The organism is Methylobacterium sp. Leaf465, assembly GCF_001424705.1.
In the GTDB taxonomy this organism is placed as follows: domain Bacteria; phylum Pseudomonadota; class Alphaproteobacteria; order Rhizobiales; family Beijerinckiaceae; genus Methylobacterium.
Map to the genome: position 1 here is coordinate 220,344 of NZ_LMRA01000044.1, position 12,113 is coordinate 232,456.

The following is a 12,113-nucleotide window of genomic DNA, read 5'->3' on the forward strand; positions in this document are numbered from 1 at the left end:
CCACACCGACGCTTCCGCGAGGCCCCGATGGCGAACCTCCTCTCCCGGCTCGTACGCCGTGCCGCGCCCGCGGCCCCCGACAGCAAGGCGGCGCCCCTCGCGGGCCTCGGCGTCGCCTTCTACGGCGAGGGCCCGGCCTCCTGGACGCCGCGGGACATCGGGGCGCTGGCCCGCGCGGGCTTCCAGAGGAACGCCATCGTGCACCGGGCCGTGCGGCTGGTGGCCGAGGCCGCCGCCGCCCTGCCCCTCGGGCTGGCGGGGACGTCCGCCGCAGGGCCGCACCCTCTGGCGGCGCTGCTGGCCCGGCCGAACCCGCGCCAGGGCGGCGCGGCCCTGCTCGAATCGCTCTACGGGCACTTGATGGTCTCCGGCAACGCCTACCTCCAGGCCACGGGCCTCGACGGCGTGCCCCGCGAGCTCCACGCCCTGCGGCCCGACCGGATGCGGGTGGTGCCCGGCCCCGACGGCTGGCCGGCGGCCTACGACTACGCGGTGGGCGGCCGCACCCTGCGCTTCGACCAGGGCGCGGACGGCGTGGCCCCGATCCTCCACCTCACCCTGTTCCACCCCACCGACGACCATTACGGCCTCTCGCCGATGGAGGCGGCGGCGGTGGCCCTCGACATCCACAACGCGGCGGGGGCCTGGAACAAGGCGCTCCTCGACAACGCCGCCCGGCCCTCCGGCGCCCTGGTCTTCGCCACCGCCGCCGGCTCCACCTTGAGCGACGCGCAGTTCACCCGGCTCAAGGGCGAGCTCGAGGCGAACTACCAGGGCGCCGGCAATGCCGGGCGGCCCCTGCTGCTGGAGGGCGGGCTCGACTGGAAGCCCCTGGCGCTCTCGCCCAAGGACATGGATTTCGTCGAGGCCAAGAGCGGGGCCGCCCGCGAGATCGCCCTCGCCTTCGGGGTGCCGCCCCTGCTGCTGGGCCTGCCCGGCGACAACACCCACGCCAACTACGCCGAGGCCAACCGCGCCTTCTACCGCCAGACCGTGATCCCCTTGGTGCGCCGCACCGCCGAGGCCCTGGCCCACTGGCTGGAGCCGGCCTTCGGCCCCGCCCGCCTGGAGCCCGACCTCGACGCCATCGAGGCCCTGGCCCCCGAGCGCGAGAGCCTGTGGCGCCGGGTCCAGGCCGCCGACTTCCTCACCGAGGCGGAGAAGCGCGAGGCGGTGGGCTACGGGCCGCGCTGAGGTCGGACGGTCCGCCGGCCCAAGCCCGCCGGCCGAAGCCGCAGATCCCGTGTCTCAGGTCCCGTCCAAAGCCGGAGGGTTCGTCTCGGACTGGCCGGCCGGCCGCACCTGCGCCGACCCGGAACAGCGGACGAACGCCACGGGATAAGCCGGAACGTGCCGATCCTCGGAGACGAAGACGGCGCCCTCGGCGTTTGCCTGGGCGATGAGCAGGTGATCCCACGGATCCCCGTGGTGGCGCGGAAGGTCACCGAGGGCCAGCAGATGCGCCGGGGCGATCCCGATGATGTCGAAGCCCTGGTCCCGCACCGCGTCGAGGATCCTGTCGAGGTCGGCCTTCAGCTTTCCGACCCGCACCTTCACCTGGATCTCCCAGAGGGACGCGACCGAGACAAGCACGTCGTTGGCAGGGTCCGCGATCATGTCCTGGGCGGCCTGGCCGAGTCTCGGGTCCGCGAGCAGCCACCAGAGCAGGGCGTGCGTATCGAGAAGAAGCCTCATTCCCCCCGGCTTTCCGAATTCGCGCCCTCCAAATCTTCGCCCTCCAAATCTTCGCCCACCAGATCTTCGCCCACCATGGCGGCCAGCAGCTCAGGAGGCAGGACATCGAAATCCGGTGCCATCTCGATCTGCCCGCGCAGGGTGCCGGGCCGGCGCAGACGGGACGGTGGGGGCGGCTGCACGATCGCGATCACCTCGTTGTGGGCGGTCACCGCGAAGGATGCGCCGTGGCGCACCTGCCGCATGAAGCCGGCGAAGTTGCCGCGAAACTCGCGCATGCCGACCTTTCGCGGCGGCTCTGGTGAAGCCTCGTCGTCCTGGGCCATGACCCGCCTCCATTGTGCACACACGATGTGTACACAGCGGAAAGAAGCGGTCAACGCGAACCACCCCGGTCCGTCGCACCGGTGCTCACACCACCCCCCGTCCCCTCGCAGGGTCCTGCTCGCGGCGGCTCGAAGGATAGGCCGGAGCCGGCCGTCTCCCTCTCAAACCACGCGGCGGAGTTTCCCATGGACGGCCATTTCACCGGCTATGCCAGCCTGTTCGGCGTGCCCGATCTCGGGCGCGACGTGGTGGCGCCGGGCGCCTTCGGGCAGAGCCTCGCGACGCGGGGCGTCGCGGGGGTGCGGATGCTCTGGCAGCACGATCCGGCCGAGCCGGTGGGGCGCTGGCTCGCCCTGCGCGAGGATGCCCGCGGCCTGCGGGTGGCGGGCCAGCTCAACCTCGCGGTCCAGCGCGCCCGCGAGCTCGACGCGCTGCTCGGCGCGGGCGGCCTCGACGGGCTCTCGATCGGGTTCCGCACGGTGCGGGCGCAGCCCCAGCGCGGCGGCCTGCGCCGGCTCGAGGCGATCGACCTCTGGGAGATCTCCCTGGTCACCTTTCCGCTCCAGGCGGGCGCGCGGATCGCCGCCCCGGCCCAGGCGGGCCTCGCCCCGGCTCGGGCCGCCGCCCTGGCGCAGGACATCCGGGCTCTCGCCCACCGCATGGCGCCGCCCCGGCGCGCGGCTTCCCCCTCCACCCGGCCCGGGCCCCGGCCCGCCGCCATCCTGCCCGCCCGCTCCGCGAGGTTCGCATGACCGTCCCCGTCCCGTCCGAGACCCACGCCGCCGCCCCGCGCGCCCCCGAGATGAAGGGCGCCTGGCCGCCCCTGGAGGACAAGGCCGCGGGCCGTGCCTCGAACGATCCGGCCCCGTCCGACCCGGCGGTGGGCACCGCCATGGCCGAGCTCGCCCGCGCCTTCGAGGCGTTCAAGGAGACCAACGACGCGCGCCTGGCCGCCATCGAGGGCCGCGCTCCGGGCGACGTGCTCACCGAGGAGAAGCTCGCCCGCATCGACGCCGCCCTCGATACGGCGCGCACCCGCCTCGACCGCCTCACCCTCGACGGCCGCCGCCCGCCGTTGGGAAGTGGCGCGCCCCTGGGCCAGGGCGGGCCGGCGCCGCGCGACGGGGCCAGCCTCGAGCACAAGGCGGCCTTCGACCTCTACGTCCGGTCCGGCGAGAGCGGCGGCCTCAAGCGGCTCGAGGCGAAGGCCCTCTCGGCGGGGTCCGGCCCGGATGGCGGCTACCTCGTGCCGGCCGAGGTCGAGCGCATGGTGCTGACCCGCCTCGCCGCCCTGTCGCCGATCCGGTCGCTGGCCACGGTCCGGGTCATCTCCGGCGGGCAGTACAAGCGCGCGGTCTCGGTGCGCGACGCGGTCTCGGGCTGGGTCGCCGAGACGGCGCCGCGACCGCAGACCGACTCGCCGGTCCTGTCCGAGCTGACCTTCCCGGCCATGGAGCTCTACGCCATGCCGGCGGCGACGCAGACGCTCCTCGACGACGCCGTCGTGGACATCGATGCCTGGCTCGCCGACGAGGTCGAATCGGCCTTCGCCGAGCAGGAGGGCACGGCCTTCGTCACCGGCAACGGGGTCAGCCGCCCGCGCGGCTTCCTGACCTACGAGCTCGTGGCGAACACCGCCTGGGTGCCGGGCAAGATCGGAACCGTCGCGACGGGCGTGTCGGGCGGCTTCGCGGCCGCGAACCCGTCCGACGTGCTGTTCGATCTCGTCTACGCCCTGCGGGCGGGCTACCGGCAGAACGCCACCTTCGTGATGAACCGGCGCCTGCAGAGCACGATCCGCAAGTTCAAGGACGCCGACGGCAACTACCTGTGGCAGCCGCCCCTGGCCGCCGACCGCGCGGCCACCCTCCTGGGCTTCCCCGTGGCCGAGGCGGAGGCGATGCCCAACGCGGGCGCCAACAGCCTCTCCCTCGCCTTCGGCGATTTCCGCCGCGGCTACCTCGTGGTGGACCGCGCCGGCCTGCGGGTGCTGCGCGACCCCTATTCGGCCAAGCCCTACGTGCTGTTCTACACCACCAAGCGCGTCGGCGGCGGCGTCCAGGACTTCGACGCCATCAAGCTCCTGTCCTTCGGGGCGTGAGCCCGACACCCCCGGGCCCCCGGGCCCGGGGGTGCCTTGCGGACGCGCAAAACCTGTTGATGGCGTATCACAACCTCAAGTTTGTTTCGGTGCGCGGCGATCTGATCGGAACCAACCTCTTCCGTCGATGCTTGAACCGCTTCAAAATCAACCTGAAGTTTCTAAGGCGGGCAGAATGAATCTGGATGGAGCCGAGAACGCCAAGGCCGAGGTCTTCCTTCGGGCGTTCCGCTATCGCGAGGTGGCGCGCGCGGCCCTGGACGCCGCACCGACCTTCGCGCCCCTGCCGGGGACCCAGGCCCATGCCGACATCCTCCAGGCCCGCCGCGAGCGGAGTTTCGACCCCAAGGAGAAGATCGCCGTCGGCATCCTGAAGACGAAATCCGACGACCGCCGGACCTCCGCCCTGAAGGTCGGACTGTTCCTCCAGCACAAGAAGCTGCTCCACCATCCCGTCGTCGAGGCAGCACAACGCATCGCGAAGGGCGAGATCGAGATTCGGATCACGGGCCGGGTGAGGCACCGGGGCACGGCGGTGAGCCCGTGCCGCCCCCTGCGCGCGGGCCATTCCATCGGCCACCCACGCATCACGGCAGGCACGATCGGCTGCTTCGGCATCAACCGCGACGGACACATCGGCATTTTGTCGAACAACCACGTGCTGGCCAACACCAACCGGGCCCGGATCGGCGACATCATCCTGCAGCCCGGCCGGGCCGATGGCGGCCAGGTGCGCAATACCGAACACCACGTCGCCAAGCTCGAAGCGTTTGTGCCGATCGATTTCGATCCGACGGCTTCGAACCTCGTCGATTGCGCCTTCGCCCGCCTCATCCCGGGGTGCAACTGCGTTCCCCACCGTATTGACGGGATCGCCACCGGTGGCGGCGGCTGGGACATCGGCGACGTCGAGGACCTTCTGCTCGAACAGACCCCGGTAAAGAAGGTCGGCCGGACCACGGATCTGAGGGAGGGCCGAGTGGCAGCGATCGACGTCGACAACATCCAGGTCCAGATGATCACTGGCGCCCGCCCGCGGTTCGCGATCTTCAACCGTCAGATCGTGATCGACGGCACGGACCGGCCGTTCTCGCAGGGAGGCGACAGTGGGGCGCTGATCTGTACGGATGACGGGCGCCCCGCGGCACTTCTGTTTGCGGGCACTGACCGTGGCGGTGCGAATGGGTACGGCATCACTTATGCAAACCCGATCCAGACCGTCCTTGATGCCCTCGAAGTCGAGATCTACACTCAGGTGGCAGGAGCGTGACATGAGTGACCGGCGGGAAAAGCTGCGCGCGACGAAACGGGCGGCGCTGGCAGCCAAGGACGCATTCGTCAGCCAGTACGCAGCCGGTCGCGGCGACCGCGCCGTCGGGCTCGGCTTGAACCGTCAGGGGGACGATTGGACCGTCAAGGTCTTCGCCCAATCGGCGCTGGCGGCGCGAGAATTACCGGACCATTTCGGCGATTTCGACGTCGAGGTTCAGATTACCGGGCCGGCCTCCACGACTTAGACAAGCGCCTCGGCCCGGCTCGGCCTACCGCCGGCCCGGCTTGGCCATCCAGTCCGACCGGGTCGCGCCGATGGCGGCGCCGGAGGGCATGCGGGCGAAGTCGGCCGCGCGGGCGTTGATCCAGCCGGCATGCTCGCCGGTGGGCGTCACGGCGGTGAAGCCGCCGCAGGCGGTGCGGGCCTTCCGGTCCTGGCGCATGGCGCCGCTGGACCAGCTCACCACGCCGACGATCTGGTAGCCGCCGGGACCGCCGCGCAGGATCGGGCCGCCGGAATCGCCCAGGCAGGCACCGGCCCCCGCCGTCTCGGCCATGCGGCGGCGGTCGGTGACCACCGTGACCCGGTTGGCGACCTGCAGCGAGCCGATGGAGACGAGGTGGGCCTGGCGCAGGGTCCGGGCGGTGTTGCGCCGGTTCTCCGCGACCACGCCGAAGCCCGCGATGTCGACGGCGTCGCCGGTGTTGATGGCGCCGCCGCGGGGATCGAGGGGCTGGAAATCGCCGCTCAGGGGCTCGGCGAGCTTGATGACCGCGAGGTCGATGCCCGGCTGGTCCTCCGGCGTGGTGCCGGGCACGAAGTCGGGATGCATGGCGAAGGCGATGGCGTTGATGCGGCGCGAGCGGAACGCCCGGTCGACCGCCACCACGCTGTAGCCGGCCTGATGCATGACGCAGTGGGCGGCGGTGAGCACGAGGTCGCGGGCGATGAGCGTGCCCGAGCAGATCTCGCCCTGGGTGCTCTCGATCCGCACCACCGAGGCGCGCAGGCCGTTGGGATCGCGCGAGACCTCGCCGTTGATCACCGCGGAGGCCGGCAGGGGCGCCAGCGCGCCGAGGGCCGCCGCCAGCACCGTCGCTCCGATCCGGAGGCGGGTGGGACGGGTCGTGTGGCGCACAGCCTTGCTGGGGGCAGCCTTGCGCAGCGCGGTCGGCAACATCGTGTCTCTCCCGCGTCCGGCGATGTTCTGGACGAGAACGGCGTGGAGCCTATCGGAAGGCAATGGCTCGGCCAAGCTCTGGTTCCGCGGACCTTTCGTCATCCGCAGACCCGTTCAGACGCCGGACCAGCGCGCGGCGCTGCCCCAGCCCGACAGGGTCCGGTCGATCCAGTCGCGCTGCGGCCCGAGGAGGACGCCCTGGGAGACGCCGCCGCAGGCCTTGCCGGCGGCCCAGGCGGAGACCGCGAGGACGGCGGGCCCCGCGCCGATCGGCCCGCCGGAATCGCCCTGGCAGGCGCTGGCGCCGCCGGGACCGGCCCCGAGCCAGACCAGGAGGCGGCTCGGTCCGTGGGGCTCGATCACGCCGAGCTCGACGCTGCGGTAGGTCCCGGTGCTGCGGGCATCCCCGGCGGCGGCGACGCCGTAGCCGGACAGGGTCAGGCGCTCGCCCGCCCGCGGCAGCGCGGCGCTGAGGGCGGCCGGCACGAAGCGGCCCGGCAAGGGGGCGGCCAGGCGCACCAGGGCGAGGTCGACCGAGCGGCGGCGCCCCGCCACCGCACCCGCATCGTAGCCCGGATGGAGCGCGCGGGCCGTGATCTCGGCCAGCACCGGCGCGCCGGCCGCGTCCTTGTAATGCACCCGGTGCTCGGCCCGGGCCGCCACGCAGTGGCCGGCGGTGAGCACCGCGTCCGCCGCCACGACGATGCCGGTGCAGACGCCGCCGTTCGAGGACAGCACCATCACGGCCGAGCCCGCCGCCTCGGGGGCGGGGCGGCCGCCCACCACGGCGCCGGCCGGCCCCGAGGCCGGCGGTCCCAGCACGGCCAGCAGCACCGGAAGCCCCAGCAGGGCCGGGGCCCCGCGCCGCGCCGCGCGGCGGGTCCGGCCAGCGTTGCGCGCCATCGGGATCCCTTTCCTGGACGGCCCCCACACGGAGACGACGATGACCCCGATACGCGTCGACGATGCCCGCGTCGAGCCGGTGACGCTGGCGGAGATGCGCGGCGTCCTGCGCCTGGACCCGGACGATGGCGGGGCCGAGAATCCCCTGGTGGAGCGCCTGATCGCGGCGGCCCGGGCGCAGGTGGAGGTGGCCACCCGGCGCATCCTGGCGCCGGGGCGCTACCGCGTGATGCTCACGGCCTGGCCCGGCGACGGCTGGCTGCCCCTGCCGCTCAGCCCCCTCGTGGCCGTGGCGCGGACGGGCCTCGTCGATCCCGGCGGCACCGTCACCGACCTCGCCGCCGGGCTCGTCCGGCCCGGCGCGGACGGGATCGAGGCGCCCGGCCTCGTCATCGACCCGGCGGTGCCGGCCCTCGACCGGCGCGCCGCCCTGATCGAAGTCGACGCGGGCTACGGCGGCGCCGGGCCGCCGCTGCCGCCGGCCCTGGCCCAGGCGATCCGGCTCCTCGTGGCCCACGCCTTCGAGCATCGCGGCGACGGGGCCGGCGACGACGTCCCGCCGCCCGCCCTTGCCGCCCTGGTCGCGCCGCTGCGGCGGCTGCGCCTGTAGCGCGCCCCGTCCCGGAGATCGCCGCCATGCCCCAGCCCCTCCCCCCCGTGTCCATCGGCGCGCGCCGCCGCCGCTTCGTGCTCGAACGTCCCGTGGAGACGCCGGACGGCTTCGGCGGCGTGGTGCGCCGGTTCGAGGCCGGCCCGCTGCTCTGGGGGGCGATCGAGCCCCTGCGCCCGGTCGAGCGGCTCCGCTTCGGCCGCGCCGAGGCGGTCGCCACCCACCGGGTCCGGTTCCGCTTCGGCCCCACGATCACGCCGGCGATGCGCCTCGCCAGCGGCCCGCGCCGCTTCGCCGTGCGCAGCGCGGGCGATCCGGACGGGCGCCGGCGCGACCTCGTCTGCCAGGTCGAGGAACTCAACGTCGAGGAACTCGGTGCCGGGGCCGCCGCATGAGCCTCGCCCCCGCTCCCGCCGGCTCGCCCACCAGCCCGCTCCTGGCGCTGCGCGCCGCCATCCTCGCCTGGCTCGCCACCGACGCGCCCCTGGCGCGGCTGATGGGCGGGTCCCTGCGCCTGGCCGACGAGCCGCCCCGGGGCGTCGCGCCGGTCTACGCCCTGTTCGGGGACGCCGAGATCCGCGACGATTCCGTCGACGGCGCCCGGCGCCACCGGCACGCCCTCGGCCTGACGGTCTTCGCCCGGCCGGGCTCGCTCCGCAGCGCGGTGGATGCCGCCGAGCGCATCGCCGACCTCCTGCACGACGCGCCCCTCGCCCTCGCGGGCCACACCCTCGTGCGCCTCGACCTGGAGGCCATCGCCGTGCGGCGCGACCCCGCCAGCGGCGAGGCCCGCGCCACCCTGACCCTGCGGGCGATCACCGAGCGCCTCTCCGCCTGACCCCTCGATCCACGGAGCCCCCCATGGCAGCCCAACGCGGCAAGGACCTGCTTATCCGCATCGCCTCCGGCAGCGGCTTTCTCGCGGTGGCGGGCCTGCGGGCCCGCCAGATCGCCTTCAACGCCGAGACGGTGGACGTGACGAACGCCGATTCCGCCGGGCGCTGGCGCGAACTCCTGGCCGGGGCCGGGGTGCGCCGGGCCGCCCTCTCGGGCTCCGGGGTGTTCCGCGACGAGGCCTCCGATGGCCGCCTGCGGCAGGTGTTCTTCGACGGCAGCCTGGAGACCTACCAGATCGTGGTGCCGGCTTTCGGCACCCTGGAGGGCGTCTTCCAGATCACCAGCCTGGAATACCGCGGGGATCACGCCGGGGAGGTGACCTTCGACCTGGCCCTCGACTCGGCCGGCCCCCTCGCCTTCACGGCCGCCTGATGGCCAACCGCCGGCGCGGCGAGGTGGCCCTGGCCCTGGGCCCCGAGCGCTACACCCTCTGCCTCACCCTCGGGGCCCTGGCCGAACTCGAGGATGCCCTCGGGGCCGCCGACCTCACCGAGCTCGCCGCCCGCTTCGGCGAGGGGCGGCTCAGGAGCCGGGACCTCATCGCGCTCCTCGGCGCGGCCCTGCGCGGCGGCGGCCACGACCTCGACGCGGCCGCCGTCGCGGCCCTGCCGCTGGCGGGCGACCTGGAGGCGATCGGAACGGCGATCGGCGCCGTGCTCGCCGCGGCCTTCGGCGAGGCCCCCGAAACCCCTTGAGCCCCACGGGCGGGACCGCGCCGGAGCCGCCCTCCGCCTTCCCGTGGGACGAGGCGCTGGCGCTGGGCCTCGCCCGCCTGCGCTGGCGCCCGCGCGACTTCTGGCGCGCCACGCCGCGCGAACTGATGGCCGCCGCCGGCCTGACCGGGGCCCGCACCGCCCTCGACGGGGCGGCCCTGCGGGACCTGATCGCCCGCTTCCCCGACCCGACCTGATGCGAGGACCCCCGCCATGGCCGAGACCGACCTCGACCGCAGCACCGCGGCCCGCGCCCGGCAGCTGGAGACCCTCGACCGGCTCGCCCAGCGCTTCGGCCAGAGCCTGTCCCAGGCGCTGAGCCTCAATGTCGGGGCCGGGCGCCAGCTCGACAGCGTCCTCGGCACGCTGGCGACGAAGCTCTCCAGCGTGACGGTCAAGGCGGCCCTGAGCCCGGTGAAGGCCGGGATCACCCGGCTGGTGAACGGGCTGATCGGGTCGGGCGCGGGCAGTGCCGAAGCGGCCTTCGCCGACGGCGGGGTTCTGCAGCGGGGCCGCGTCCGCCCCTTCGCGGCCGGCGGCGTCGTGGCCGCCCCGACCTACTTCCCCATGCGCGACGGCCTCGGCCTGATGGGCGAGGCCGGGCCGGAGGCGATCCTGCCCCTGAAGCGCGGCAGCGACGGGCGGCTCGGCGTCGCGACGGGCGGCCAGGCCTCCGCCCCCGTGACCATCCACATCGCCACCCCGGACCTCGAGAGCTTCCGCCGCTCGGAGGCGCAGGTGGCCGCCGGCCTCGCCCGGGCGGTGGCCCGGGGCCGGCGCGGCCTGTGAGGCGAAAGGAGGAATCCACATGGTCGACGATCCGCCGAGCGACTTCCACGAGGTCCGCTTTCCCCTCGACGTGGCCCTGCGCGGCAGCGGCGGCCCGAGCCGGCTGACCGAGATCGTCACCCTGGCCTCGGGCCGCGAGCACCGCAACAGCCGCTGGGCCGATTCCCGCCGGCGCTACGATGCCGGCTTCGGCATCCGCACCCTCGACGCCCTGCACGCGGTGCTGAGCTTCTTCGAGGAGCGGCGGGGCCGGCTCTACGGCTTCCGCTACCGCGACCGGGTCGATGCGACCTCCGGGCCGCCCTCGCGCGCGATCGCGGCCACCGACCAGCTCCTCGGCCTCGGGGACGGGGCCACCCGGGTGTTCCAGCTCGCCAAGACCTACGGCACCGGGCCCGCGCCCTATCGGCGGACCATCGCCAAGCCGGTGGCCGAGAGCGTGCGGGTGGCGGTGGACGGCGTCGCGGTGCCGGTGGCCAAGGTCGCCTGCGAGGCCGCCACCGGCCGCCTCACCTTCGCGGCCGACGCCGTGCCGGCGGCGGGCGCGCGGGTGACGGCGGGCTTCGCCTTCGACGTCCCGGTCCGCTTCGACACCGACGACCTCACCATCGACCTCTCGGCCTTCGCCGCGGGAGAGATCCCACGGGTGCCGCTCATCGAGATCGTGCCGTAGGGGGTGCGAACCGCAGCGGCCAGGCGCCCGGGCGCCGGATCACTTTGCGGGGCGTGACGCGCCAGAGGCGCTCGGCGCCGGGGTGCTCCGCGAGATCGGGAGCGTCGAGGACGACCTCGGAATGCCCGGTCATCTGCACGAGGTCGCCGGTCGCGAAGTCGATGAACAGGAGCCCGGCGCGCGGGTTGGCGAGCAGGTTGCCCAGGGTGTTGAAGAACCGGTTGCCGGCATAATCCGGCACCGTCAGAACCCCGTCCGCGCCGATTCGGACGAAGCCGGCGGGACCGCCCCGATGCGAGACGTCGACCTGCCGGCGGCCATCGGCGCCGAGGGCGTAGCTCGCCACGAACATCGTCTCCGCGCTCCCGATGAGGGCGCGGGCCTGCCCGTCGAGGTGGTGCGACACGCGGGGCGCGGCCAGCGAGGCCGGGACCGGCGCCGGATCGGTCCGGACGCGGATGTATTGCGGGCAGTTGCCGAAGCTCTGCGCCACGCGGACCGCGAAGCCGTCCGGGCGGTCGCGCACCACCGTGCCGTTCAGGCGGTTGCGCCGCCGCGTGCCGAGGTCGATCCCGAGGAGGCCGAGGGCGGCGCCGTCCGAGAGCCCCGCCTCGGCGGGATCGTCGGGCTCGGGGGCCGCCCGGACCCGCAGGTGCCCGGGATCGGGCGCGTCGAGGAAGCCCGGCGCCCCGGTCCGCACCGTCGCCCAGGCCTCGCCGTCCGGATCGACCGTCCCGAGCACCACGAAGGGGAGTTGGCGGTAGAAGGCGCGGTGCTGCGCGATCAGGTGGTCGCGGATCACCCGGGGACCCAGTTCGGCCATCCGCTCGGCGACGCCGACCCGGGCCTGGAGGGCGGTCTCGCCCGCGTGCCAGGGCGGGGTGGGCCGGGTTTCCGGGAGGGAGCAGGAGGGGCAGTCGGTGGGGGACATGGGCGTTCTCCTGACGAGAGG

At 74.2% G+C, this 12,113-nt stretch carries 18 protein-coding genes; 13 read left to right on the top strand and 5 right to left on the bottom strand.

All coding sequences use genetic code 11. From position 1 onward, the window contains the following. The first annotated feature begins 27 nt into the window (after positions 1-27). The gene (locus tag ASG51_RS18325) at positions 28-1,194 is read left to right on the top strand and encodes a phage portal protein (protein WP_056211958.1); all 1,167 of its coding nucleotides are present in this window, start codon (positions 28-30) and stop codon (positions 1,192-1,194) included. Between the two features lie 54 nt (positions 1,195-1,248). Here ASG51_RS18325 and ASG51_RS18330 read toward each other — a convergent pair whose 3' ends face one another. Both ASG51_RS18330 and ASG51_RS18335 read right to left on the bottom strand, forming a co-directional pair. Then, entirely contained in the window at positions 1,249-1,695 is a 447-nt protein-coding gene (locus ASG51_RS18330) for a type II toxin-antitoxin system VapC family toxin (protein ID WP_056277432.1), read from the bottom strand. Then, positions 1,692-2,021 carry a prevent-host-death protein gene (locus tag ASG51_RS18335; protein ID WP_244480191.1) on the bottom strand — a complete coding sequence of 110 codons (330 nt, stop codon included), beginning with the start codon at positions 2,019-2,021 and terminating at the stop codon, positions 1,692-1,694. Before ASG51_RS18335 ends, ASG51_RS18330 begins: the two co-directional genes overlap by 4 nt. 186 nt (positions 2,022-2,207) lie before the next feature. Between ASG51_RS18335 and ASG51_RS18340 the strand changes: the two genes are divergently transcribed. The 4 genes from ASG51_RS18340 (at position 2,208) to ASG51_RS18355 (ending at position 5,640) form a co-directional block, all read left to right on the top strand. Then, positions 2,208-2,774 (top strand): HK97 family phage prohead protease, encoded by a 567-nt coding sequence (locus ASG51_RS18340; protein ID WP_056277429.1) that lies wholly within the window; start codon positions 2,208-2,210, stop codon positions 2,772-2,774. A 140-nt stretch (positions 2,775-2,914) separates the two neighbouring features. Further along, entirely contained in the window at positions 2,915-4,123 is a 1,209-nt protein-coding gene (locus ASG51_RS18345; RefSeq protein WP_244476514.1) for a phage major capsid protein, read from the top strand. Between the two features lie 31 nt (positions 4,124-4,154). Then, positions 4,155-5,393, top strand: coding sequence for a hypothetical protein (locus ASG51_RS18350; protein ID WP_156389784.1), 1,239 nt, complete (start codon positions 4,155-4,157; stop codon positions 5,391-5,393). Position 5,394: 1 nt separating this feature from the next. Continuing rightward, a complete protein-coding gene (locus ASG51_RS18355; RefSeq protein WP_056382310.1) occupies positions 5,395-5,640 on the top strand; it encodes a hypothetical protein in 246 nt (81 codons plus the stop codon). 24 nt (positions 5,641-5,664) lie between these two features. Here ASG51_RS18355 and ASG51_RS18360 read toward each other — a convergent pair whose 3' ends face one another. Together ASG51_RS18360 and ASG51_RS18365 are read right to left on the bottom strand one after the other, a co-directional pair. Further along, the gene (locus ASG51_RS18360) at positions 5,665-6,576 is read right to left on the bottom strand and encodes a trypsin-like serine protease (protein ID WP_082501477.1); all 912 of its coding nucleotides are present in this window, start codon (positions 6,574-6,576) and stop codon (positions 5,665-5,667) included. A 114-nt stretch (positions 6,577-6,690) separates the two neighbouring features. Beyond that, positions 6,691-7,479 carry a S1 family peptidase gene (locus tag ASG51_RS18365; RefSeq protein WP_082487288.1) on the bottom strand — a complete coding sequence of 263 codons (789 nt, stop codon included), beginning with the start codon at positions 7,477-7,479 and terminating at the stop codon, positions 6,691-6,693. Positions 7,480-7,519: 40 nt separating this feature from the next. On the opposite strand from ASG51_RS18365, the gene ASG51_RS18370 reads away from it, so the two are divergent. From ASG51_RS18370 to ASG51_RS18405, 8 genes are read left to right on the top strand one after another with little or no spacing between them, the layout of a single operon-like run. Continuing rightward, complete coding sequence (locus tag ASG51_RS18370) at positions 7,520-8,089, top strand: hypothetical protein (protein ID WP_056382312.1); 570 nt, start codon at positions 7,520-7,522, stop codon at positions 8,087-8,089. A gap of 26 nt (positions 8,090-8,115) precedes the next feature. Beyond that, on the top strand, positions 8,116-8,484 hold the full coding sequence (locus ASG51_RS18375) for a head-tail adaptor protein (RefSeq protein ID WP_056382314.1): 369 nt from the start codon (positions 8,116-8,118) through the stop codon (positions 8,482-8,484). Beyond that, complete coding sequence (locus tag ASG51_RS18380) at positions 8,481-8,927, top strand: DUF3168 domain-containing protein (protein ID WP_056382316.1); 447 nt, start codon at positions 8,481-8,483, stop codon at positions 8,925-8,927. Before ASG51_RS18375 ends, ASG51_RS18380 begins: the two co-directional genes overlap by 4 nt. A 23-nt stretch (positions 8,928-8,950) precedes the next feature. Continuing rightward, positions 8,951-9,358 carry a phage major tail protein, TP901-1 family gene (locus ASG51_RS18385; protein WP_056211943.1) on the top strand — a complete coding sequence of 136 codons (408 nt, stop codon included), beginning with the start codon at positions 8,951-8,953 and terminating at the stop codon, positions 9,356-9,358. After that, entirely contained in the window at positions 9,358-9,681 is a 324-nt protein-coding gene (locus tag ASG51_RS18390; RefSeq protein ID WP_056277413.1) for a gene transfer agent family protein, read from the top strand. The genes ASG51_RS18385 and ASG51_RS18390 overlap by 1 nt, the downstream gene beginning before the upstream one ends. Continuing rightward, the gene (locus ASG51_RS18395) at positions 9,678-9,896 is read left to right on the top strand and encodes a phage tail assembly chaperone (RefSeq protein WP_056277409.1); all 219 of its coding nucleotides are present in this window, start codon (positions 9,678-9,680) and stop codon (positions 9,894-9,896) included. The genes ASG51_RS18390 and ASG51_RS18395 overlap by 4 nt, the downstream gene beginning before the upstream one ends. 16 nt (positions 9,897-9,912) lie before the next feature. Continuing rightward, complete coding sequence (locus ASG51_RS18400) at positions 9,913-10,488, top strand: phage tail tape measure protein (protein ID WP_056382319.1); 576 nt, start codon at positions 9,913-9,915, stop codon at positions 10,486-10,488. Between the two features lie 19 nt (positions 10,489-10,507). After that, positions 10,508-11,161: a DUF2460 domain-containing protein gene (locus tag ASG51_RS18405; protein WP_056382321.1), complete on the top strand. Its 654-nt coding sequence runs from the start codon at positions 10,508-10,510 to the stop codon at positions 11,159-11,161. Here ASG51_RS18405 and ASG51_RS18410 read toward each other — a convergent pair. Beyond that, positions 11,142-12,092 (bottom strand): pyridoxamine 5'-phosphate oxidase family protein, encoded by a 951-nt coding sequence (locus ASG51_RS18410; RefSeq protein ID WP_056382323.1) that lies wholly within the window; start codon positions 12,090-12,092, stop codon positions 11,142-11,144. The genes ASG51_RS18405 and ASG51_RS18410 overlap by 20 nt on opposite strands. Between the last annotated feature and the right edge of the window lie 21 nt (positions 12,093-12,113).